General features: G+C 64.6%; 23 protein-coding genes. 7 read left to right on the top strand and 16 right to left on the bottom strand.

Annotated features, from left to right (window positions below):
- The first annotated feature begins 13 nt into the window (after window positions 1-13).
- Together LB528_RS18030 and LB528_RS18025 are read left to right on the top strand one after the other, a co-directional pair.
- Complete coding sequence (locus tag LB528_RS18030; protein ID WP_224715788.1) at window positions 14-970, top strand: DMT family transporter; 957 nt, start codon at window positions 14-16, stop codon at window positions 968-970.
- 201 nt (window positions 971-1,171) lie between these two features.
- Window positions 1,172-2,698, top strand: coding sequence for an alpha/beta fold hydrolase (locus LB528_RS18025; RefSeq protein ID WP_224715787.1), 1,527 nt, complete (start codon window positions 1,172-1,174; stop codon window positions 2,696-2,698).
- A gap of 18 nt (window positions 2,699-2,716) precedes the next feature.
- On the opposite strand, the gene LB528_RS18020 is transcribed toward LB528_RS18025, so the two are convergent.
- The 9 genes from LB528_RS18020 to LB528_RS17980 form a co-directional block, all read right to left on the bottom strand.
- Window positions 2,717-3,172 carry a MaoC family dehydratase gene (locus tag LB528_RS18020; RefSeq protein ID WP_224513377.1) on the bottom strand — a complete coding sequence of 152 codons (456 nt, stop codon included), beginning with the start codon at window positions 3,170-3,172 and terminating at the stop codon, window positions 2,717-2,719.
- The gene (locus LB528_RS18015; RefSeq protein WP_224715786.1) at window positions 3,169-4,422 is read right to left on the bottom strand and encodes an NAD(P)/FAD-dependent oxidoreductase; all 1,254 of its coding nucleotides are present in this window, start codon (window positions 4,420-4,422) and stop codon (window positions 3,169-3,171) included. Before LB528_RS18015 ends, LB528_RS18020 begins: the two co-directional genes overlap by 4 nt.
- A 35-nt stretch (window positions 4,423-4,457) precedes the next feature.
- Window positions 4,458-5,681, bottom strand: coding sequence for a flavin-containing monooxygenase (locus LB528_RS18010; RefSeq protein WP_224715785.1), 1,224 nt, complete (start codon window positions 5,679-5,681; stop codon window positions 4,458-4,460).
- Window positions 5,682-5,736: 55 nt separating this feature from the next.
- The gene (locus LB528_RS18005; RefSeq protein WP_224513380.1) at window positions 5,737-6,315 is read right to left on the bottom strand and encodes an OsmC family protein; all 579 of its coding nucleotides are present in this window, start codon (window positions 6,313-6,315) and stop codon (window positions 5,737-5,739) included.
- Between the two features lie 236 nt (window positions 6,316-6,551).
- A complete protein-coding gene (locus tag LB528_RS18000) occupies window positions 6,552-6,797 on the bottom strand; it encodes a DUF1127 domain-containing protein (protein WP_224715784.1) in 246 nt (81 codons plus the stop codon).
- Window positions 6,798-7,435: 638 nt separating this feature from the next.
- A complete protein-coding gene (locus tag LB528_RS17995) occupies window positions 7,436-8,593 on the bottom strand; it encodes an ABC transporter ATP-binding protein (protein WP_224513383.1) in 1,158 nt (385 codons plus the stop codon).
- The gene (locus LB528_RS17990; RefSeq protein WP_224513384.1) at window positions 8,586-9,728 is read right to left on the bottom strand and encodes an ABC transporter substrate-binding protein; all 1,143 of its coding nucleotides are present in this window, start codon (window positions 9,726-9,728) and stop codon (window positions 8,586-8,588) included. Before LB528_RS17990 ends, LB528_RS17995 begins: the two co-directional genes overlap by 8 nt.
- The gene (locus tag LB528_RS17985; RefSeq protein WP_224513387.1) at window positions 9,725-10,567 is read right to left on the bottom strand and encodes an ABC transporter permease; all 843 of its coding nucleotides are present in this window, start codon (window positions 10,565-10,567) and stop codon (window positions 9,725-9,727) included. Before LB528_RS17985 ends, LB528_RS17990 begins: the two co-directional genes overlap by 4 nt.
- Window positions 10,564-11,442, bottom strand: a complete 879-nt coding sequence (locus tag LB528_RS17980) for an ABC transporter permease (RefSeq protein WP_411962206.1) — start codon at window positions 11,440-11,442, stop codon at window positions 10,564-10,566. The genes LB528_RS17985 and LB528_RS17980 overlap by 4 nt, the downstream gene beginning before the upstream one ends.
- A gap of 73 nt (window positions 11,443-11,515) precedes the next feature.
- Here LB528_RS17980 and LB528_RS17975 point away from each other — a divergent pair, with 73 nt between their 5' ends.
- Window positions 11,516-11,872, top strand: a complete 357-nt coding sequence (locus tag LB528_RS17975) for a RidA family protein (protein WP_224715782.1) — start codon at window positions 11,516-11,518, stop codon at window positions 11,870-11,872.
- 28 nt (window positions 11,873-11,900) lie between these two features.
- Here LB528_RS17975 and LB528_RS17970 read toward each other — a convergent pair whose 3' ends face one another.
- Genes LB528_RS17970 through LB528_RS17960 form a run of 3 tightly spaced genes read right to left on the bottom strand, consistent with a single transcriptional unit; the run spans window position 11,901 to window position 16,461 of the window.
- On the bottom strand, window positions 11,901-13,220 hold the full coding sequence (locus tag LB528_RS17970; RefSeq protein ID WP_224715781.1) for an HlyD family type I secretion periplasmic adaptor subunit: 1,320 nt from the start codon (window positions 13,218-13,220) through the stop codon (window positions 11,901-11,903).
- Entirely contained in the window at window positions 13,221-14,942 is a 1,722-nt protein-coding gene (locus tag LB528_RS17965) for a type I secretion system permease/ATPase (protein WP_224715780.1), read from the bottom strand.
- 52 nt (window positions 14,943-14,994) lie between these two features.
- Window positions 14,995-16,461, bottom strand: coding sequence for a family 16 glycosylhydrolase (locus LB528_RS17960; protein WP_224715779.1), 1,467 nt, complete (start codon window positions 16,459-16,461; stop codon window positions 14,995-14,997).
- Window positions 16,462-16,797: 336 nt separating this feature from the next.
- Here LB528_RS17960 and LB528_RS17955 point away from each other — a divergent pair, with 336 nt between their 5' ends.
- Both LB528_RS17955 and LB528_RS17950 read left to right on the top strand, forming a co-directional pair.
- Window positions 16,798-17,241 carry an SRPBCC family protein gene (locus LB528_RS17955; protein WP_224715778.1) on the top strand — a complete coding sequence of 148 codons (444 nt, stop codon included), beginning with the start codon at window positions 16,798-16,800 and terminating at the stop codon, window positions 17,239-17,241.
- Between the two features lie 163 nt (window positions 17,242-17,404).
- The gene (locus tag LB528_RS17950; RefSeq protein ID WP_224513401.1) at window positions 17,405-17,635 is read left to right on the top strand and encodes a hypothetical protein; all 231 of its coding nucleotides are present in this window, start codon (window positions 17,405-17,407) and stop codon (window positions 17,633-17,635) included.
- A 22-nt stretch (window positions 17,636-17,657) separates the two neighbouring features.
- Here LB528_RS17950 and LB528_RS17945 read toward each other — a convergent pair whose 3' ends face one another.
- From LB528_RS17945 to LB528_RS17935, 3 genes are all read right to left on the bottom strand, one after another.
- Window positions 17,658-18,362 carry an SDR family oxidoreductase gene (locus LB528_RS17945; RefSeq protein ID WP_224513402.1) on the bottom strand — a complete coding sequence of 235 codons (705 nt, stop codon included), beginning with the start codon at window positions 18,360-18,362 and terminating at the stop codon, window positions 17,658-17,660.
- A gap of 265 nt (window positions 18,363-18,627) precedes the next feature.
- Window positions 18,628-19,887 carry a DNA polymerase IV gene (gene dinB, locus LB528_RS17940; RefSeq protein WP_224715777.1) on the bottom strand — a complete coding sequence of 420 codons (1,260 nt, stop codon included), beginning with the start codon at window positions 19,885-19,887 and terminating at the stop codon, window positions 18,628-18,630.
- Window positions 19,888-20,213: 326 nt separating this feature from the next.
- Window positions 20,214-20,594, bottom strand: a complete 381-nt coding sequence (locus LB528_RS17935; protein WP_224513407.1) for a cupin domain-containing protein — start codon at window positions 20,592-20,594, stop codon at window positions 20,214-20,216.
- Window positions 20,595-20,969: 375 nt separating this feature from the next.
- Between LB528_RS17935 and LB528_RS17930 the strand changes: the two genes are divergently transcribed.
- Entirely contained in the window at window positions 20,970-21,245 is a 276-nt protein-coding gene (locus LB528_RS17930) for a hypothetical protein (protein WP_224715776.1), read from the top strand.
- A 29-nt stretch (window positions 21,246-21,274) separates the two neighbouring features.
- On the top strand, window positions 21,275-21,505 hold the full coding sequence (locus tag LB528_RS17925) for a hypothetical protein (RefSeq protein WP_224715775.1): 231 nt from the start codon (window positions 21,275-21,277) through the stop codon (window positions 21,503-21,505).
- Between the two features lie 33 nt (window positions 21,506-21,538).
- Here LB528_RS17925 and LB528_RS17920 read toward each other — a convergent pair whose 3' ends face one another.
- Window positions 21,539-22,756, bottom strand: a complete 1,218-nt coding sequence (locus LB528_RS17920) for a TadE/TadG family type IV pilus assembly protein (RefSeq protein WP_318012321.1) — start codon at window positions 22,754-22,756, stop codon at window positions 21,539-21,541.
- Window positions 22,757-22,810 lie beyond the last annotated feature (54 nt).

The raw sequence follows: 22,810 nt of genomic DNA, 5'->3' as shown, positions 1-22,810 counted from the left end.
CGGGGGACATGCGATGCAGGCGATACCGATAGCGCATCCGGCGGAACCGCCGGCCAGTCGAGCGATACCGTCCTTCACTGGCTATCCCACCGCCGTGCTGTGCTGGCTGCTTTCGGCCGGCGTCTATATCGCGGCCAAATGGGTGGCGCCGGAAATGCCGCCCTGGGGACTGTGCTTCTGGCGGCTCTTGCTCGCCTGCGCCATTCTGTTGCCGATCGTGCACCGCCATCACGGCGCCATGCTGGCGCTGCTCAAATCGCGGCCGCTGGAGATCGTCGCCGTCGGCGCCATCGGCCTGACGCTCTGCCAAGGCATGATCTACCATGGCCTGAACGACACCGATGCGACCACGGCCGGCATCATCATGGCAATGTCGCCGATCATGACCATGGTGCTCGCGCGCCTCGTGCTGGGCGAACCGCTCGGCCTCTGGAAATCACTCGGCGCGGTTGCCGCGCTCGCCGGCATGCTGGTCATCGTCGCCCATGGCAAGCTGGACGCGCTGGTGCAACTGCGCTTCAACATCGGAGAATTGTGGATCGTCGGCAGCGCCTTCTGCTGGGCGCTCTACACCGTGCTGCTGCGCCGCTCCAAATTCGGCATCGAGCTCCTGCCGCTGGTAGTCCTTCTGCTCGGCGCCGGCGCGCTGGTGGCGCTGCCGTTCCATCTGTGGGAAATCGTCAACGACGAGCGCTCCGCCCTGAACGGGAATGGCCTGCTCGCGCTTGCCTATCTGGCCGGGCCCGGCGGCGCGCTGATGTATTATCTCTACAATAAAAGCGTCGAGACGCTGGGCGCGAGCCGGGCAAGCATGCTGCTCTATCTGCAGACGCTGTTCGTCGCCGTGCTCGCCTATCTGCTGCTCGGCGAGAGCCTGCATGACTACGATCTGCTCGGCGCGGCCTTCATTGTGGCTGGGGTCGTGCTGGCGACCGTCATCAGGCCGAGAGCGGTTCCGGCAAAGGCGTAAACGAGCGACCACGTGCCTTGATTGACATATGCTCCTGTCCGCGCCGCCGAGTCGATCTGGTCCTCGGGTCGCGGCGGTCCGGACCAAGCTTTCCTAAATTAGCCGATTTTGCTATTGGCTGCCCCTTCGCAGCGTCGGCCAAGGCCGAAGGGAGATCATGGCGATCGACAAGCGCGTGGACGCATGAAAGGCGGTCAGCACATGCTGGAACTGCGCGTTCTTGGCGATTTTCAGGTCACGCGCGACGGCGAGCCGCTTCTCCTGCCGCCATCCCGCAAGACGCGGGCGCTGCTCGCCTACCTTGCCGTCACCGGCAGGCAGCATCAGCGCGAGCGGCTGTGCGAGATATTCTGGGACATCCCCGACGATCCGCGCGGCGCCTTGCGCTGGAGCCTGTCCAAGATCCGCCAGGTCCTGGGCGCCGACGAATCCGTTCTTGCCGCCGATCGCAATGCTGTCGCGCTCAATGTCGAGACGGACTATGCGCGGCTGGCGCCGCTGGTGAAGGCCGATCTTTCCTCCCATCCGACCGAGGAGCTCGAAGCCGTCCTGGCCTCGATTCGCGGCGGCTTTCTTGCCGACCTCTCACTGGAGCGCTGCTTCGACTATGAAGCGTGGCGGCAGGCCATCGCCAGCGAGGTGGAAATCGTCGAGCTTGGTATCCTGCGCGAGCTGGTCGAGCGCCTGGGGAATGAGCCGCGACGCGCGCTGCCGTTCGCCCAGCGCCTGCGCCGCCTCGCGCCCGAAGATGTGCGGCTCGCCGCCGAGATCGAGGCGCTGGAGGACAAGGTCCGGTCGGCCGCCGCTCAAGCCACGGGACGCGCGCCGCAGTCCGCTCCCCTCGCGCCGCCGTCGAAGCCTGCCGCGTCGCCGCAGGATCCCGGCCGCGCCGTGCAGTTCTGCCGGGCTCTCGACGGCACCAGGCTCGCCCATGCCAGCACCGGCAGCGGGCCGGCGATCTTGCGCGCCGCGCACTGGATGTCGCATCTCACCTTCGACTGGGACAGCCCGATCTGGCGACATTGGATGCGGGAATTGTCACGTCACAACCGGCTGGTGCGCTATGACGAGCGCTGCAATGGCCTGTCGCAAAGGCACGTCGTCGACATCTCGTTCGAAACCATGGTATCGGACCTCGAATGCGTGGTCGAGGCAACCGGGCTCGACCGCTTCACCTTGCTCGGCCTGTCGCAGAGCTGCGCGGTTTCGATCGCCTATGCCATCCGCCACCCCGAGAAAGTGTCGGGCATGATCCTCTACGGCGGCTACGTCAAAGGCTGGCGGGCGCGCGGCGACGCCGGCGAGATCGCGACGCGCGAGGCCGTGGCGACGCTGATGCGCGAGAGCTGGGGCAAGCCGAACCCGATGTTTCGCCAGGCCTTCTGCTCCATGTTCATCCCCGGCGCCACGCACGAGCATTTCGCCTGGATGGACGATTTGATGCTGCGCACCGTCTCGCCCGACGATGCCTGGCGTCTTCAGAACGCCTTTTCGGTGATCGATGTCAGCGACTTGCTGGAAAAGGTGCGTGTGCCAACCTTGGTACTGCACGCGCGCGACGACAACGTAGCGCCGGTAGAATCGGGCCGCACCATGGCGGCCGGCATTCCCGGCGCGCGCTTCATCGAGCTCGATAGCCAGAACCACATCCTCCTCGAAGGCGAGCCCGCCTTCGAAGAGTTCATAGACCACGTCCGCGCCTTCATCGCCGAGACGGCGGGCGCGTAGCAGGCGCTCGCGCAGTTTTCAGCCCCTGGCCAATGGCACGGTGAACACCGTCGCGGTGCCGGTGAGGCAAAGCTCGCCCGCTTCGTTGCGCACCGATGTCTCCAGCTTGGTGATCGGCTTGTCGGCGCGCACCTCCTTGACCTCGACGCGGCCGGTGATCAGTTCGCCGACGCCGACGGCCCTGACGAATTTCCACGACACTTCGAGGAACACCGAGCCGGGGCCGGGGAGGTCTTCCGCCACCACCGCGTTCAGGATGCCGGAAGTGACGCCGCCCTGCACGATAAGCTTGCCGAACACAGAAGCCTCGGCCAGCGCCTTGTCGTAATGCAGTGGGTTGCGGTCGCCGGTCATCGCGGCGAAGGCATCGACATCCTGCGGCTGCGTGCGCCGCGAGCGTTCGGCAAAGGCGCCCACCTTTGGCCGACCCTTGATGACACCGACCCACCCGTCCTTCATCACGTGCACAGTCATGGTCTTGCTCCAGTTCGGTTGCGGGAAAGCTCGGCTGGCGGCTTGTCCTGGTTGGCCGCCGCCCGATAGGTCGAGGGCTTTGATGCGGCAGCGCGGCGGGCCGGCATGGGCTGCCCGGCCAGCGCCTGCACCTCTGCCTTCAGGATAGCGCTGAAGCGGCGATGCCGCTCGCCGAGATCGTCAAGCGTCCAATCGAAGCCGGCGATGGCGTCCGTGGTGTCGAGGATCTGGTTGGCGATCATGTCGCGCTGCTGCTGCCAGACGGCGAACGCTGCCTCGGACCCATTGAGGATCGCCCGCGCGAGGCTCTCGGCGTCGCGCAGCGCGTCGGAAATGCCATGCGAGGTGATCGGATCGCGGAAGAAGCCGGCGTCGCCCACCAGCGCCCAGCCCGGGCCATGCGGCTGGCGGATATAGCCCGGCACGCCGCGGAACGCCTGCAGGCGCGCATCCTTCGGTGCCCGGGCCGCCTGTGCTGCCAGTGCCGGGGAAAGCGTCTCGAGCACATCTATGCGGGCGCGGGCGTGGCCGAGGCGGAAGCGCTGGTCGAACAGGCCTGTCGGCACCGAGGCGACGATGCAGGCGAGGCTGTCATTGGTCGGGATGAACGAGCCGGCGATCCCGTCGCGGAAATACCAGTGGTAGCCGGCACCGGGCTCGACCGGCGCATAGCCATAGACATGGGCAGCCGACACCGCGCCGCGCCGCAAGGTCTGGGCGTCGACGCATTTTGCCACCAGCGAGCCGATGCCATCGGCGCCGACCACGATATCGGCGCTGACCCGCACGGCAGTACGGCCGGCGGCGCGGATCTCGATACCCCGCACCCGCCCACGCGTGTCGGCAAAGAGATCGCCGACCGCGACCTCGTGCAGCATCTCCGCGCCGGCCTTGCGCGCCGCATCGACCAGGATGCGGTCGAGCACGGTGCGCCGCGGCGCGATGAGGCCGGGCAGGTCCGAGCTGGCGGCGAGGGGGATAGTGATCTCCTCGTCGCCATAGTGGAAAGTCGTCGTCTCGATCAGCGGCGTGCCGGCCTTGAGCAGCGGCTCGAGCAGGCCCCAGCGCCAAAGCTGCAACACGGCCGGCCGCATCAGTGCATGTGTCGACAGTGTGTCGGATCCATAAGGCTTGCGGTCGATCGCCAGCACCTTGAGGCTGGCGCGCGCGAGCAGCATCGCCGTCGCGGCGCCAGCGCAGCGGGCGCCGACGATGATCGCATCGTAATGGCCGCGCCTGGGGGTGGCCATAAGTGAGATCGGGTTGCTTACCATGTTCGTGGTCCTCATGCCGCCTTGCGGCCGTTGCAATCGAGATAACGGGAGATTTCAGCGGCGATCGCCTCGGCATCCGCGCCGACGCCGCCGATGAAGTTGGAATCGCGTTTGCGCAGGAAGCGGAAGCCGAGCGCGTAGAGACCGGGCACGCTGGTGACGCCGCCCTGATGCGCCAGCTCGCCATCGGCGCCGAGCGCCAGCGGCTCCAGCCAACCGAACGAGCGCGCATAGCCGGTGGCCCAGACGATGCTACGGATCGATCCGTCCGCCAGCGACAGCCGTTCTGGGCGGGCCGATGGCGTGACAACCGGCTCGGGCCGGTATGGTGTCGTCACACCCGCGAAGCGGTCGATCTGGTCGAGCAGGCGCGCCTGCTTCGCTTCGGCTGCCGCAATGTGCTGGCCGAGACCGTCGGCGAAGGCGATCTCGCGGTCGCCGACGCCCCGCACTCGCCCGGCCAGCTCCACGCCGAGTGCCTGCAGCGTGGCGAGGTCTACATCGGCCCTGTCGGGTCGGCCGGCGAGCTGCAGCGATGGCTGACGCCGGGCACCCTCAGGATCGGCGAGGTCTTCCAGGCGCTGCGCCATCAGGCCGGTTGCGCAGAGCCAGAAGAAGATATCCTGGCCGCGCCATGTTCTGGGCAGGCGCGTATGCTTGCCCACTGAAAGCACCACGCGCCGCCCGGCGCGGGCGAGCTCGTCGGCGATCTGCACGCCGGAGGATGAGGCGCCGACGACCAGCACGCCACCGCCCGGTAGCTCGCCGGGCGAGCGATATTGCGAAGCGTGGATGCTGAGCGGTCCGCGAAGGGTCTCAGCCGAAAATGGGATGACCGGCCGGTCGCAATGTCCGGTCGCGACGACCACAGCGCGCGCCGACCAGTCGCCGGCGCTGGTGCGCAGGGCAAAGCCCTCGCCGGTCCGCCTGGCAGCGATGACCTCGATATTGGTCTCGACGGGCGCATGCCATTGCCAGGCGTAGCGTTCCAGGCTTTCCACAAAAGCCTCCTTGATCATGAAGCCGTCGGGGTCGCCGCCCTTGTAGGGCGAGCCGGGGAGGGCGTTCAGCCAGTTCGGCGTGAGCAGCCGCAGCGAGCGCCAGCCCTGCGCACGCCAGCGCTCGCCGATGCGGCCGCACTCCAGCACGGCATGGTCTATGCCGGCCTCGCCGAGGCAATGGCTGAGCGCAAGCCCGGCCTGGCCCGCGCCGATGATGACGACCGCGCGTTTCATAGTCATTTCCATCGATTGGCAGGCGGCCCGGATCGGTTCCGGACCGCCGGCCGGCCTACTGGATGGTCTTGATGCCGACGCTGACCGGAACACCCTTGGTCAGCACGTCGAACACGGCCGAACGGGCGCGCGACTGCTCAACCAGCTGCTGGAGCTTTTCGGCCGGCGCGTCGCCTTCGATCTCGAACGATACCTGGATGTTCTGGAAACCGTTTCGGACCTCGTCGGAGATGCCGAGGATGCCGCGCAGGTCGATGTCGCCGTCGACCGAGCATTTCACCTTGGTGAGCTTGATGCCGCGCGCGGCGGCGATGTTGGCGACGCCTGCCATCAGGCAGCCCGCCAGGCCGTGCAGCAGCCATTCGACCGGGGTCGGCGCATTGTCGGCGCCGCACAGGATCGCCGGATGGTCGGCATCGGCATAATGCGGCTTCTCGTGCTTCTGCTCCTGGCCGGCGCCGAAGAAGCCGTTCATGACGGTCTTGCTGTGCGTGCCCTCGATCCACTCGTTGTGGGCGCGGAACTGGAACTTGGCCAACTCCGGTTGCCCGGCGACGAAATTGATCGTCGCCAAAAGGTTCGGCGTGTCGACGCCATTGAGCGGAAGCCGTGCGGGTTTGGTGTTGGGTTGCATCGTCATCTCCAAAGGTTCGTTTGCGGCTTGGTTGCCGTGACGGCCTCTGTTTGCCGGTGGAGCGTTTGAACGAGAGTGGATGCGACCGTGGAATTTTTCATACGCCTGCCGTGGAAATTGGGTTGGGCGTATCGTTTGAAACGAAGCGTCTTGACCCGAATGCGCCGGACGCAAAAGCCCCGGGCGTGGGGAAGCCCGGGGTCTGTCGGCGGCGTGGCGACGATCGCTATCGGCGGTCAGTGGGCGTTGCGGATATCCATCCCGTCGGCGTCGGAGGCGTAGCGCATCGAGGTGTAATGATCGATTTCAGAACGGGCGATACCCAAGTCCTTGAGCAGATAATCGGGCATGGCCTGCATGGCGGCGCGGTCGCTGCGCATCCTTATTGCACGGTAGAAAAGCCTAAGTGAGCGGCCGGCAAAGCCGGTAAGGCTGAGGCCCGCGCGGCCGGTTTCATAAGCGGTGTGTTCCATGGTCGTCATCGTTCGTCTCCATCGTTTGCGGGGCGATCCTTCGCGTCGTCGATGGGGAGTGTCGCTGACGACCGGGGGAACCAGCGTGGGAGCGGGCGTCGAAATTACCGTGGAATCTGGCAGTTTCTCAGTTTGAAATATCGCTCTTTGCCAATGCGGCACGGAGCGCGTCGTAACGAAGTCCTTGCCTTCCTCTTATATCAGGATTCGCGTATATAACGCTGCGTTACTATGCTCATTTTCAGAGGGGAATTAAGTCATGCGCAAACAGAAAACGTTTGAACTGGTGCTTCTGGCTTCCATATCGCTTTCCTCGCAGACGCCGCCTTAGCGAAAGATGCCTACAAAACACCATGCAGGGCGGATGCTCAGCGATTGTGCAAGATGGTCGACAACGCAAAGGGATTGAGCTGCCTTAAACAGCACATCAGTGAGCTCACTCCTGCCTGCAAGGCGTTTCTCTCCAAGAAATGAGCTGTAATAGCCGTCCTGCCGACCGCCAAGGTGGTTCTCCGTCCGGAATTGCGTCAAAGCAAGGACATGGACCGCTCGCTGTTTCGGTGAAACGACGAACCGCTGACGGAAGGCCGCCGCTGTGCTGCATGCGTGGCAACCGCCCCATGCCTGCGGGAAGGTGACCGCCGCCTTCAGGAAATCCGCAGCCCGGCCTCATTCAGCAAAACGCAGTCGTCGGGATCGAAGCCGAGCTCGATCGATTCGCCTTCGCGCAGCACCCGGCCGTCGATCGGGGCGTTGGCGCGGATGTTCGCCTTGCCGCCTATGTCGACCTCGTAGATGGCGCTGCCGCCGAGATAGGAGGCCGACACGATCCGGCCGGGCAACCGGTTGGCGCTCGCTCCACCGACCGACAGTTTCTGCGGCCGCACCACGACGGTGACGGAGCTTCCCTGCGGCAACGCCTTGGGTGAAAGCACATTGACCGTCTGGCCGCCGGCGAGCGTGACAATGGTCGGCCCGTCGGACCGGCTCACCGTGCCCGAAAGCATATTGGCCTTGCCGAGGAAGTCGGCGACGAAGGCGGTGGCCGGCCGCTCATAGACCTCTTCCGGCGTGCCGATCTGCTCGGCCGAGCCGGCATTCATCACCACGATGCGGTCCGACATCGACAGCGCTTCTTCCTGGTCGTGCGTGACGAAGATGGCGGTGATGCCTGTTTCCTTCTGGATCTTCTTGATCTCGACGCGCATTTCCTCGCGCATATTGGCGTCGAGGGCCGAGAGCGGCTCGTCGAGCAGAAGCACCTGCGGCTCGAAGACGATGGCGCGCGCCAGCGCGATGCGCTGCTGCTGGCCGCCCGACAATTGCGAGGGCAGTTTCTTCTCGCTGCCCGGCAGCCGCACCATGTCCAGCGCCTGGCCGACCTTGCGCTTGATCTCGGGCTTGGCGACGTTGCGATATTTCAGGCCGAAGGCGACATTGTCGAACACGCTCTTGTGGGGAAAGAGCGCATAGCTCTGGAACACCAGCCCGATGTTGCGCTTGTAGATCGGCACGTCGTCGACCCGCCGGCCGCCGATCATGATCTGGCCCGCCGAAATGTCGACCAGCCCGGCGATGGAGCGCAGGATCGTCGTCTTGCCGCAGCCCGAAGGGCCGAGCAGCGTGACGAAGCTGCCCTTGTCGATCGACAGCGAAAAATCGCTCACCGCGACGAACTTGCCGTAGGCGATGTTGATGTTGCGGAACTCGACCGCAGGGCTGTTCGCCCCGGCGGCCGCGCTCACGCCTTCCGCCCCGGCCGAGGCCGGCCGGGGATTGAGTGTCGCGCCCTGGCTGTCAGGCACCTTTCGATATCCTGTTCCACTGCTTGGTCCAGGCGTCCTCGTTGGTCGCCCAATAGACCGGATCGGCAAAGGTCAGCGACTTCATGGTGCCCGTCTTATCGAAGGCCGGCAGCTTCTCGATCTTCTCGGTGAGCTTGACCTTGTTCGGGTCGAGCGACGGCGGATAGCTCTGGCCCTCGGCCACCGCGATCGAGGTCGCCGGGTCGAGCATGAAGTTGATCAGCTCCTCGCACTCGGCCATCGGCGAGCCTTTCAGGATCAGCATATCCTCCATCCAGGCGTAGGAGCCGGCCGGATCGAGATAGCCGATCGGATGGCCCTGGTCCTGCAGCGCCGCGACGCGGCCCGACCAGGCGTCGGTCACTACGATCTCGCCCTTGGAGAGCAGGTCCATCAGCTCCGCGCCGGAGCTCCAGAACTTCTTGGCGAGGTCGCGCGTCTCGCGGACCTTGGCCCAGATCGCGTCCATGTCCTTTAGGTTGTTGGGGTCTTGTCCGGTGGCCAGGGCCGCGTACCAGACGCGCGTCGTCATGTCGGCATAGCCGCCGACCTTGCCGGCATATTTCTTGTCGAGCAGAAGTGCCGCGCCCTTTTCCTTGGCTTCTTCCGGCGAGATCACCTTGGTGTTGTAGGCGATGCCGGTGGTGCCATAGTCGTAAGGCACGGCCGACAGCTTCGGCGTCAGCTTGCGGAACGGCTCGATCATCGGCTGCAGCACATTCGCCATGTTGGGAATGTTGGCCTCGTTGATCTCCGAGTTCATGCCGGCATTGATATATTTGATGTAGTAGTTGACGCCGGACGAATGGACGATCTGGAAGTCGCCGGGCTTGGCCGTCTTGATCTTGGTGATGATCTCGTTCTCGTCGCCGAACGTGCCCTGCACCACCTTGATCTTGGTCTTGGCCGTGTAGGGCTGGAAGGCATATTTGTCGATCGCGTCCTGCACCGTTCCGCCCCAGCCGTCGAAGCGCACCTGCTCGACCGCGGCAAGCGCCCGGCTCATCCACGGCATGGAGAGGCCGGCCGAGGCCGCGGCAGCCGCGGTCAGGCTCAGGAACGTCCGTCGGCTGAGATCGCCGTTGACATAGCGGTCGTGCAGCCGCTCCAGCCGCTTGGTGGTGGTCAGTTTCATCGTGCTTCCTCCTTGGGTTCGCCGCGTCTTCTCAGTTTTGTCAGGCTTTGCATTAGCACCCCGCCGATCAGCGGGATGCCGACGGTCACCACAATCATCACGGTGCCGAGCGCGTTGATCTCCGGGCTGATCGAGATTTTCAGCATCGAAAGGATTTGGGTGGGCATGGTCTCGACGCCTGCCGGCCGCCAGAACAGGCTGGCCGACGTGTTGTCGAACGAGATGGTGAAGGCGAGCAGCGCGCCGCCGACGACCGCCGGGATGAGCAGTGGCAGCGTGATCTCGCGGAAGGACGAAAAGCGCGAGGCGCCCAGCGAAAGCGCCGCCTCCTCATACACGCGCCTTATGCCGACCATGCGCGCCTGCGCGATCAGCACCACATAGGGCACCGCAAGCAGGATATGCCCAAGCACCAGGAGCAGCATGGTGCGCGGCTGGTCAATTGCCTTGATCAGCACCAGAAGACCGACGCCGAGAATGGTTTCCGGCACCAGCGCCGGCAGGATCACCAGCGTGCTCAGCGCCTGCTTGCCGCGGAAGGCGAAGCGCGCCAGCGCGAAGGCCGTGACGACGCCGATGGCCGTGGTGACGGCCGCAGTCACCAGCGCGATCCACAGCGAGGTGCGGAAGGCCGTCAGCACCGCGTCATTGTTCATCAGCTTGGCGTACCATTGCAGCGAAAAGCCGGTCATCGGGAAGCCGCCGAACATCGAGGCGTTGAACGACAGGATGACGGTCGCCACGATCGGCGCGAACATGAAGATGTAGACGCAGAGCGTGACGAAGCCGGTCAGTCGCCACGCCCATTTGCCTTCCTTGTTCGGTCGCGCAGCCTTCATCCGCCCAACCCCTTCACGATCTGCGACATGCCCATGTAGCGGGTGTAGATGGCGGCGAAGAAGCCGAGCACGAGGAACAGCACGATTGACAGCGTTGCGCCCATCGGCCAGTTCAATTCGCTCATGATGGTGTCGTAGATCAAATTGCCGAATAGCGCGTCGCGGCCCGAGCCGAGCAGCTGCGGCGTCACATAGCTGCCGGCCGCCAGCACGAAGCAGAGCAGCAGCCCCGCCGCGAGACCCGGCAGGGAGAGGGGCAACGTCACCTCGCGGAACGCCTGCGCGCTGGTGCAGCCCATCGAGCGGGCCGCCGAGATAAGCGTGCGGTCGATGCCCTCCAGGCTCACATAGACGTTGAGGATCATGTAGGGCAGCAGGAAGTGCAGCAGCCCGAGGATAACCGCGCCCTCGTTGTAGAGCACCGGCAGCGGCTCGTTGATGATGCCCATTTTGAGCAGCGCGACGTTGATGACGCCCTGTTCACCCAGGATGTTGATCCAGGAAAAGGTGCGGATGGTGAAGCTGATCCAGAACGGCACGATGAGCAGGAGCAAGAGCAGCCATTTGTGCCTGAAGCGCGTCGCCCAGATGAAATAGGCCGGGAAATAGCCGAGCACGCCGCACAGCAGCGCGGTGATCGCGCCGACCCGCAGCGTCTTCAGCAGGAAGCCCGAATAATAGCTGTCGGTGAAGAATTCGTGCCAGTTGGCGGTGGTCAGCGCGCTGGTTTCGACGCCGGCGGTGACGAAGGTAAAGAATGTATACGCCGCCATCACCGCGATCGGCAGCACCAGGAAGAAGATCAGCAGCAGAAGCACCGGTGCAACGAGCATCCAGGCCAGGCGTGGATCGTACAAGGTCCAGCGATTCTTCATGCGCACCCGAAGGTAGGCGCCTTCTTTGAGGCGCTTATGTTCCCGCAGCGAAGATTGTTTCATTGCCGCCGCGATGTCTACAGGCGCTGGCCCAAATTCGATTCAGCCAGGGAAGGGGCCGCGGATCGTCGTTCACAACGGAACAATCTATCTTTCGGGGCTGACGGCCGATGACAAAGAGGCCGACACGGCGGGCCAGACTAAGCAGGTATTGATCAGGGCCGATGCGCTTTTGAAAAGCGTTGGCGCGGATCGATCAACACTGCTGTTCGCGCAGATCTGGCTGAACGATGTCGGAGATTTCGACGCCGTGAACAAGGCCTGGGTTGATTGGCTCGACGGCACCGAACCGCCGGCCCGCGCCACGGTCGGAGCGAGCTTCGCGTTGCCCGATATCGGTGTCGAAATCCAGCTTACCGCGGCACGCTGAAGGCAGACGCAAATGTGCAGACGCACCTCTACCTTTCCCTGAACGCCCGTGCGAAAGAATCCATCATCGGGCGCACCAGATATTCGAAGAAGGTCCGGTTGCCGGTGCTGATGAAGGTGTCGACCGGGGTGCCGGGATAGAGCTGGTCCGCCTTCACGCCCGGGGGCAGGGCACCAGTGATCTTCAGCCTGGCGCGGAAATAGGGTTCGTGCGTGGCTTGGTCGATCAGCCGGTCGGCGGAAATCTCGCTCACTGTGGCCGGGACTTCCGGCGTGAGCCGCGTGTTGAGCGCGGACAGCCTGAGCTTTGCCGGCTGGCCGACATGCACCTGGTCGATGTCCTTCGGCCGCAGCCTGGCGTCGACCACAAGGCCCGAGGTCGTGGGCAGGATCTCCATGATCTTTTCGCCGGGCGCCACCACGCTGCCTTGCGAATTGTAGGTCGAGGAGATGACGATGCCCGCCGCCGGCGCGGTGATCGTCGTGCGCGCGAGCACCGCTTGCGCGGCGCGCATCCGCTCCTCGATGTCGGCGAGGTTGGTTCGCACGTCATCGAGCTTCGTCAACGCTTCCTCGACGCGCTGCGTGGTTGCGCGTTCGGTCTGCGCCTCCGCTTCCACGATCTGCGTGTTGGCCGAGGCGAGGTCCGCCTCCAGCGCCCCGGCCTGGCCGACGAGGTCGGCCTCGGAGCGCAAGAGCTGCGAATATTCGGTGCGATTGGTGAGGCCCTTGTCGAGGAGGTCGGTCTTGATGCCTAGCTCCTTCTTCACCACCTCGGCCTGCTGTTCGATTGCCGTCTTCTGCGCGTTCAGCCCTTTGACCGACTCGCGATGCATGGCGACGCGCTGCGCCAGGATCGACTGCTCCGAGCGGAACCGTGCAAGCCTGGCATCGAACTCCTTTTGCTGTTCGCGGATGAGATTTTCGAATTCCCGCTGGAACGGCGCCGGCGCGGGCTCGGCGATCGGCGCCAGCGTGGCGAGGCCGTCGCGCTCGGCCTCCAGTCGCGCCGCGCTGGCCTTGAGCGCGATCCATTGTCTTGTCAGCCGGTTGAGATCGGCCTCCGCGGCGGTCCGGTCGAGCAGGATGAGGTTCTGGCCTTCCCGCACGCGGTCGCCTTCATGCACCAGCAATTGCCTGATGATGCCGCCCTCGCGATGCTGGATCAGGATGTTGCCGCCTGTCGCCGCGATCGTGCCTTGCGTGATCACCGCGCCAGCTAGCGGCGCGCTCGCCGCCCAAAAGCCGAAGCCGCCGACCATCAGCGCGATCGCCGCGTAGCCGGCGAAGGCCGTGCGCCGGAAGTCGATGCGCGGGCGGCCTTCGAAGGTGAGACTCTGCGTCATCATTCAGGACCCGTGGCGGATGGTCGGCGCGGCACGGATGGTCGGCGCGAACGATCCGGTCACCACCGTGCTCCGCTGCGCGGCTTTACCCGGCTGCCGCAGCACCTCCGCGGTCGGCCCGAACGCCTCGATGACGCCGCCGCGCAAGACCATCACGCGGTCGCAAGCCGAGGCGATCGAAGGGCGATGCGTGATCACGATCGTGGTGACGCCCGCAGCGCGGGCCGCCGCGAGCACCGCTTCCAGTGCCGTCTCTCCGGCGCCGTCGAGATGCGTGCTCGGCTCATCCAGCACCAGGATGCGCGGATTGCCGTAGAAGGCGCGCGCCAGCCCGATCCGCTGCCGCTCGCCGCCCGACAGCGTGCCGGCGATCGCCGTCTGGTAGCCGTCGCGCAGCGAAAGGATCAACTCGTGCGCTTCGGCGCGTTTTGCCGCTTCGACGATTGCCGCGTCGTCGGCGTCAGCGTCGAAGCGGGCGATGTTGTCGGCAATCGAGCCGGGGAAAAGCTCGACCTCCTGCGCCAGATAGCCGATATGCCGGCCGAGCTGGTTTTCGTCCCAGGTCCTGAGCTCGGCGCCGTCGATCCTGACCGACCCGCCGCTCGGTTGCGCAGCGCCGACAAGCAGCCGCGCCAGCGTCGATTTTCCGGCACCGCTCGGGCCGACGATCGCCACCGCTTCGCCGGCACCGATGGCAAAGCTCAATCGCTTGAGGATGGGCTCGGCGCCGAACGTGGCATTCGGCGCGATGAAGAAAAGATCCTGCGCGGAGATCGCGCCGGTCGGTTCGGGCAGGAGGAGCTTGCTCGCTTGAGCCGGTTGCGCCGCAAGCGCGGCTTCCAGCCGCGTCCAGGCGCGCCTCGCCTCACTGAGCTGCCGCCAGGAACCGATCAATTGGTCGAGCGGCTGCAGCGCGCGTGACGACACCAGCGAGGACGCGAAGATCATGCCGGCCGTCATCTGGCCCTTGAGCACCAGCCAGGCGCCGCTGCCGAGGATCGCCAGCTGCAGCATCATGCGCAGCGCCCTGGAAGCGCCGCTGAAGACGGCGTTGGCGCCGGCCGAGCGGTCATGCAGGACAAGCGCGGTCGCCACATGCCGCCCCCATGCACGCGCGGCGTTCTCCACCATGCCCATGGCGCGCAGCGTGTCGGCGTTGCGGGCGAAGGCCTGCTCGGCCCGGCTGGCTAAAGCCGAACGCTCCGCCGACAGCGCATCGTTCCTGCCGATCGCGAGCTGGTTGGCGAAGACCAGCACGACCAGCAGCGCCGCGCCGCCGAGCGTGACCCAGAACAGCAGCGGATGGATCAGGTAGAGCAGGCCGAGGAAGACCGGCGCGAAGGGCAGGTCGAACAGCACCGAAACACCGCGCGAGCGGATGAAGGCGCAGACCGAGGCAAGGTCGGTGAGCGGCGACGGCGCGTTCCTGGAATCGAGCGAAGCGGCGAACGTTCTTGCGCCCAGCCTGTCATTGACCGTCGCCGCGACGCGCTGCGTGTAGACGGCGCGGACGGCGTCGAGGAAGCCGAGGAAGCCGAGTGCTGCGACCGCGATGACCGACAGATAGACCAGCGTCTCCACGCTTGAGGAGGGCAGCACCCGGTCATAGACTTGGAGCAGGTAGAGCGGGATCACCAGCAGCAGGAGATTGATGAGCAGCGAGAACAACCCGACATCGGCGATGGCGCGACGCAGGACGGACCGCAGTCCCGAGTGTCCAGTCATTCCCGCACTCCCTCTCGGAGCCCGATCACGGGCCGTCGCCTAAACATCCGATTCAGGCATGCTCGTTTGTCGTGTCGAGATGGTGCTGCGTGCTGCTTGTGGTGTGGCTGGACAGCGCCAGCGCCTGGCTTGGCAGGTCGTTCAGCGTATAGGCCCGGATATAGTCGATCTTCATTTCGGCCGGCGTGGCGAGATGGTCCGGCGGCGCGCCGGCCTGGCCACCGATCGCGAGGTCCACCAGCATGTACATCGGCTTGTTCATGTCGGACGGCGTCGCCGCTTCGGCGACCTGCACGCCGTCATAGGTCCAAACCAGCTTGTCCGGGGTCCACAGCAGGCCGTAGGTATGGAAGCCCGCGGTGTCCATGACGTTCACCGTGGATCCGACCGTCGTGTGCTGGCCCGTCTGGTTGGTATGCGCGGTCACCAGCAGCGAATTCGGGTTCTGTCCGTACATCTCCATCACGTCGAGCTCCGGCGGCCAGGAGCCGTCTTCCGGCAGCAGCCAGAAGGCCGGCCAGGCGCCGGCGTGTTCCGGCAGGTCGGCCTTCATTTCGAAATAGCCATAGGTCTGCGAGAAGGAATCATGCGTGGTCAGGATGCCGGAGGTGTATTGGTAATTGTTGATCAACGGCTTGATGTCGGCCGGCGCCTGCGCCGCGGTGATGGTGAGGACCCCATTCTGCACGCTGAAGGGATGCACCGAGCTGGTCGGGCCGTAATTGGCATCGATATACCACTGCAGCTCGCCATTGCGGGCTAGCGTGCTGCCGTTCGGCGCGCCCCACCAAAAGTTGGTGTCCCAGGTGCCGCCCTGGCTGTTGTGAAGGTTCAGCGTATTGAACTCGTCGCTGAAGGACAGCGTCATGCCGGACTTGTCGATCGGCAGCTGGAACTGGTTGGGCTGGAATTTGTCGATCGTGGTGTTCTTGAATTCGAGGATTTCGCCGGATCCGAGGTTCAGCACCACATTGGGTCCCGCCTGGATCATGTTCTCGTGGATGGCGGCGAACGAGGTGAATCCGTAGCCATCGAGCCGCACGGCATCGTTGGAGGCGAAATTGACGATCGAATCGCTCCCATTGCCCTTGGCGATGATGAAAATATCGGCGCCGCCGCCGCCGTCGATCAGGACATCATTGCCCGCGCCGCCGTCGATCGTCTGGCCGCCCGCCGTGGCGGTGATGATGTTGTCCAGCGCGTTGCCGAAGGCGTAATTGTGGGCGTTGGTGACGACGAGGTTTTCGACATTGTCCGGCAGCGTGTAGCTCATCCATGTGTTGATCGTGTCGATGCCCTGCCCAGGGTTCTCGACCACTTTGTTGCTCGCCGAATAGAGGTAATAGATGTCGTCGCCGGCGCCGCCATACATGGTGACCTTGACGCCGCTGGCGCCCCAGATGGAATCATTGCCGGAGGTGCCATACAAGGTAGGCCCGGACGAAGCCGCCGAGAGCCAATGGCTGGAAGCCCCGCTATAGTAAAGAGGAACGCCTACCGCGTTGACGACGAAGCTCATCGGACACTCCTTCCGCGCTGCCCCGCCCGGATGGCTTGTTGCAAGTTCAAGTGCCTGATCCGAACCAACTTGCAGCGCGGGCTATCGTTCCCGAAAACCATCATTTAGTACAGAGAAAATTGCCGGTATTTTTGTCGATAGTTTATAACGATAGAATAAGTGGCGCCTAACACAATTATGGCGCGAGTGATTCTCAATTTTACTTAATTTTTCAAGGTTTTCTTCCGCTCGCGCCTCGCCCATAGCCGCCGGGCAAAAAATTTGACAGCCTCTGTCGGATAGGCTGGGGGCCGCCCGTCCTTGGGGCATCGATCAACAAAGGAAGGATATGGAGATATGCCGAGCACCATCCAACTGCACCGGGTCCTGGCGACCAAGCCGGAGAAGGTCTACCGCGCGTTCGTCGAAGCCGATGCGCTGGCGAAGTGGCTGCCGCCGAACGGCTTCACCTGCACGGTGCACCAGTTCGATGGCAAGGTCGGCGGCGCCTACAAGATGTCCTTCCGCAACTTCACCACCGGCGACAGCCACGCCTTCGGCGGCGAATTCGTCGAGTTGGTTCCGAGCGAGCGCCTGCGCTACACCGATCGCTTCGACGATCCCAACCTGCCGGGCCAGATCGAAGTGACCGTGATCCTGAAGAAAGTGTCGGTCGGCACCGAGATCAATATCACCCAGGCCGGCATCCCGGACGCCATCCCCGCCGAGGCCTGCTATCTCGGCTGGCAGGAATCGCTGCGCAACCTGGCCAAGCTCGTCGAGCCCGAGATCAACCAGTAAGTCAGAGCATTTCCAGGAAAAGCGTGCAGCAGGTTCGGCGCGTTCGCCGTAACCTTCCGTCTGGAATTGCGTCAAGGTAAGAGCAGGCGGCGGCCGGTCTTCCGGCCGCCATCTTACCCAAGGTAAGCAAAATTTCACCAAGCGCTGTTAAAAGCCGCTTCCCATGGATCGCAACAAGAACAACGACCTCGTTGTCCTGATGGCGGCGCTCGCTGCGCTGGCGATCTACAACATTGCCTGCGGCATCCAGACAGGCGAAGTCCGGGGCAAGTTGCATTGGGTCGCTCTTGCGGACGATCCGACGCGCTTCTGGAACATCGTGGTCGGCAATTCGATCGTCCTGGTCGCCTCGATAGCCTTTCTGTGGGTGCTCAATTCCCGCAGGGCGGGATGACTCGAGGCGGCGTCCTCTTGCCTCACACCGCCCTTGTGATGCCGCCGTCGACGCGGATGTTCTGCCCGGTGATGTAGGCGGCCCCGTCCGAAGCCAGGAACGAGATCGTCGCGGCGATCTCCTCCGACGTGCCGTAGCGCTTCATCGGCACGCTGTCGCGACGCTCGTTCGTCGTCGGCAGGCTGTCGATCCAGCCGGGCAGCACATTGTTCATGCGGATGTTGTCGGCGGCGTAGGTGTCGGCGAAGATCTTGGTGTAGGCGGCAAGCCCGGCGCGCGCCACGGCCGAGGTCGGGAACATCGCGCTCGGCTCGAACGCCCAGGCGGTCGAGATGTTGATGATGACGCCACCCTTCTGCTTCTGCATCACCGGTGTCACCAACCGAGTCGGGCGCACGGCGTTGAGGAAATAAGTGTCGATGCCCTTGTGCCAGTCCTCATCGCTGATCTCGATGATCTGCGCGCGCGGCCCGTGGCCGGCGCTGTTGACCAGCACGTCGATGCGGCCCCAACGCTCCAGCGCGCCGTCGGTAAGGCGCTTCAGGTCTTCGTTCGATTGGTTGGAGCCGGTGACGCCGAAGCCGCCGAGTTCCTTGCCCAGCGCCTCGCCCTTGCCGGAGGAGGAAAGCACGCCGACCTTGAACCCGTCCGCCGCCAGGCGCTTGGCCGCCGCAGCCCCCATGCCGCTGCCGCCCGCCGTCACCAAAGCCACTTTTTCGCCTGCCATGTCGCTGTCCATCCCGGGTGTTTAGGTTGAAAGCGATCCTGTTAGCATGCGCAGGGCATGGGATGAACTGGATTGGATTGCGCCAACGGCATCGGCGGTTAACCAAGCTGCCAATCTTCCCACGGCGGAAATCAACAGCTAGCCTTCCACCCACGTATGCCTTCTCTCCTCCCTCGCAATCCGCGTCGGCGCGGGAAACGCCGGATCGGCGAAACAGCCCACCGCCACCCGCAACCGCGTCCGGCTTGCGCTCCGGCTCGCCTTTCTACAGCTCCTTCTCCGCCAGCTCCCTGAACCCGTCAGGCACCGAGCGCGTGCCTTCCAGCGCCACCGTGCCATAGCCGACGGCCTCCTTGCCGAAGCGCTGGCGGATCTTGTCGATGGCGCGGTCGGCACCGAAACGGGCGAGGCCCTTGCGGCTGCCCGGTTTCAGCTTCTCGTCGGCAAGGCCGAGCGGCAGTTCGAGCTGCAGCTCGGCTCCTTCCTCCAGATGCGAGACCGAGATCGCCAGCAGCGTGATGTCCCTCTCGCCCGGATGGGCGGCAAGCACGCCGCGGACCAGCTCCCCTGCGATCTCGGCAAGCATCGCGGTGGCCTGGATCGGCTGCTCCAGCGTGACGGAGCGGGTGACGGCGCGCATGTCGGCGAAACGCACACGCACCGTGACCGTGCGCCCGGGTCGGTCCTTGGCGCGCAACCGGCTGGCGACGCGGTCGGCTAGATGCAAGAGCGTCGGTACGAAGACGCGCGGCAGCGCGGGCGTGCGGCCAAGCGCAGACTGCGCGCCGGCCGAATGCGCGCGGCGCTGCGTCTCGAGCTTGCGCGGGTCTCTGTTCCAGGCGAGCGCGGCGAGCTTCTGGCCGGAGGCATGGCCGATCAGCCGCTCCAGCGCGCCGCTATGGGTGCGCGCCAGCTGCCCGATGGTCTCGACGCCGATCTCGGCGAGCCTGGCCTTGGTCGCCGGGCCTACACCCCACATCAGCGTGACGGGCAGGTCGTGCAGGAAGGTGAGCTCGGTGCCGGGCTCGACCACCACCAGCCCGTCCGGCTTGGCCACTTGCGAGGCGATCTTGGCGAGGTGCTTTGTGCGAGCCACGCCGATCGAGATCGGCAGGCCGAGCTCAGCCTTCACCCGCTCGCGGATTTTTCGCGCGATCTCTTGCGGCGATCCGAACAGATGCGTGCAGCCTGCGACGTCGGCAAAAGCCTCGTCGATCGAGATGCGCTCGACCAGCGGGGTGAAATCGCCGAGCACCTTAATCGCCGCGTCGCCGAGGCGCTGATACTCGTTGAAACGGCCACCGACGAAGATGAGCTGCGGGCAGAGCTCCCGCGCCTTGCGGCCGGGCATGCCGCCGCGCACGCCGAAGACCTTGGCCTCATAGGAAGCCGCCAGCACCACGCCGCCGCCCACGGCGATCGGCTTGCCGCGCAATGATGGATCGAGCAGCTGCTCGACGGAGGCGTAGAAGGCGTCGAGATCGGCATGCAGGATGGTGGCCGCAGCGGCGTTCGTGGCGAGCATCCTGCGCTCTCATGGTCATTTGTGTGGCATTGCAGCATTAGCTGCGTCTGTTGCAAGGGGAATTGGTAGAACATAAAGAGAACAAAAGCAGTTCCATGTCAAGCCTCCACGCGACCACATGCAAGTTTCCACAGCCTGACGATACAGCCGCGGATCGAGGCAGGTTGCGCGGCAATTCTCAGCTCTGAGGGGATGTGGCCTTGGGCCACAGAGGAGGCGCCTGGCATGAAGTGTCGACGACCATTTGCAGGTCGTTGCGCTCCACGCGCCAGAACCTCCTCTGCCGGCTTCGGTCACATTTCCCCCTCGAGGGGCGATCGCTTGCGCTATGCCGGCTTGGCGTATTGCTCGGCGCTCAAGACCTCAATGCACTGGAACGGCTGGTTGCCTTCGACCCAGGCGTCGTGGCCGGGCGGGATGGTGTAGGAAGAGCCGGCCTCGAAGGTCTTTTGCGTGCCGTCAGTCATTCGCACGGTGATCGAGCCGGACACGACATAGCCGACATGCGAGACTTGGCAGCTCTCGGTCTTGACCACCGGCTTGACGCATTCGGACCATTTCCAGCCCGGCTGCATGTTCATGCGCGCCAGCGAGTAACCCGGCAGCCGCACGATCTCGACACGCGTCTTGGCGGGCGCGCGGACCTCGTCTGGATTGTTGTGCGATTTGGATTCGAGTTTCGTCACCTTCATTGCAGCTTCGGCCATGGTAGTCCTCCCATATGTGAAGCGGCGCCTGACGTTGCGATCGTCGGCGACCGCTGTCTCATTCATACGCCTTAGGATAACGGATTGCTAATGTAATCAGGCAATGGCGAGCCCGGCCAAGCGCTTGGCGCGTTGTCGTGGAAGGGGGTGGTCCAGGCCTCCGGTCGACGGTCCGGGGCCATGTTGGAACCGAAGTCTCACCGCACGAACGCAGAGGCCCGAGGTGGCAATTTCCAGGAAACAACAGCAGCCCCATTTCATTGGCTAGCAAGCCGCCGGACAAAGTCCCTTCATCGGCGGTTGACCACGGCGTGCCCGCCATTCCTGCGATATGGCGGGCACTCCTTCCTGGGGCCGCTCTTGGAGTCGCTTGCCATGCAACCCGGCAAGAGCATCGCGAACCTGTTTGCTGCGCTGCTTTTCGCCGGCCTGGTCTGCGGCGTCTTCCTCCTCTTCGGCAAGCCGCTCTGGCCGCAACGCCATGCCCAGATGGTGGTCCCTCTTCCAATCGACACGACGGCCACCGGATCGGTACGCAAGGCCTGTGTCGAGCCATGCCTGCCGGTTCGCTTCGATCTGAAGCTCGCGCCCTTCAGGCCAGTCGATGAAAGCACGCGGGGGAACCAGTCCGCGGCTCATGCCGTTGAATGAGCGAAGGGATGGCGCTGGCGGAGGCCGCCATGGATAATTTCGAACTCATCGATCTTCTGTGCGTCATCGACGCTTGCGCGAGCGACCGTTTGGCGGGGCGTGTCGTGCCGATGTCGAAGGCAGTCGAGGAATTGCGCGTCCTGACCGGCGATTTCGTCTCGTCTGATGAGGACGCGACCAACGCCTTGACGCAGGTCGCGCTCGAGTGCGGCTGCGCGGTGCTTTTCGACGAGCAAGCGGGCGCGGATATCGTGGCCTAGGCGTAATCTCCTCCTGGAGGAGGAGGCTGGTGCTCATTTCGCCAGGGTGATCATCCGGCCCGCATACGCCGCCCGGCCCCCGAGTTCGGCCCTGCAATCCGACTTTACGGCCGAGTTCCCTATCATCGAGACAGTATCGCCGACCAGCCGCAGGCAACTGCCCTGCGCGTTCATGTCCGAATTTCCGGTATAGGTGATGGCGGCGTCGGGGGCGTAGATGAAGCCGCTCACCACCGATCCGGATCCGCCGTTGAGCGTCAGCGGCTGGGTATTGCCATGAGCCTGGAAGATGGTGATGCCGGCATAAGGGCCGCTCGCCGGCGGCGAGAGGTTCACCTGCTCGTTGGCGTTGATGATAAGCTGCGAGTTCTCCATCAGAAAGATCGTCACGCCCTGGCCGCTCAGGCTGCCGTTGCCGCCGGGCTTTATGGTGACGTTGCGCATGATGTAGGCGCCTGGATTGAGGGTGATCTTTCCCGACAAGCTCTTGTCGCAATAGGTGCCCGGCGAGAGCGTCACGGTTTTGCCATTGGGCACCGGCAGGCACAGCGTGTAGGCAGGCGGAACGATATCGGCCAGCGGATCGAACGAAGCATACTGGTTCTCCTGCGGCGCGCCGCAGGAAAGCGTGGCGTTCGGCGGAGTCAGCCCTTGCGTGCCGCCGACCGTCGAGACGCAGCCGGCGCTGACGATCGCCGAGCCGCCGCGATTGACGGCGTCGGGCGCGTCCGAATTGGCCGCGATCACGCAGCCGTTCATCGTCACATTGGTCGAGCCCTGCAGGTTGACCGCGCCGTCGGCATGCTGATCGAGCGCGAGCACGCAGGCTTGCGTGCCGGGTTTGAGCTTGACCGAGGCGGTGCGCGTCGCCTGCCAGGCCGGCATGCCGCTGATGAAGGCCGGCCGGCTGATGCTCGACGACAGCGAAATGAAATAGGCGCCCGGACCGCGGCTTGCACTGGCCTGGAAGGCAGCGAGGCTGCCCGATAGTTCCTGCGCGTCGGCCGCGCTCATATTGGCGGCGAAGAAGGTCTGGCCGAGTTGCTGCACGTCGCTTGCCGACATGCTCGGCAGGTATTTCGTGCCGATCGCCAAGCCAGCCGCATCCAGCGAGTTCTGCAACTGCGCGGCGTCGTCGCTCGTGCCTATCAGATCGACGGATGCTGCCACGCCAAGCATAAGCGGCACCATGGCGACCGCGGTCGCAATTGCAAAGTTGCCGCGCCTCGATGACAAAAAACGTCCCAACATTGAGCCCATCCTCGCAGCCTGCGAGATGTGATATGCGCGCCGTCTCAACGAGCG

Origin of the sequence: Mesorhizobium sp. CA4, assembly GCF_020165075.1 — a bacterium.
Classification (GTDB): Bacteria; Pseudomonadota; Alphaproteobacteria; order Rhizobiales; family Rhizobiaceae; genus Mesorhizobium.
This window is presented reverse-complemented; position numbering and strand designations above follow the sequence as displayed.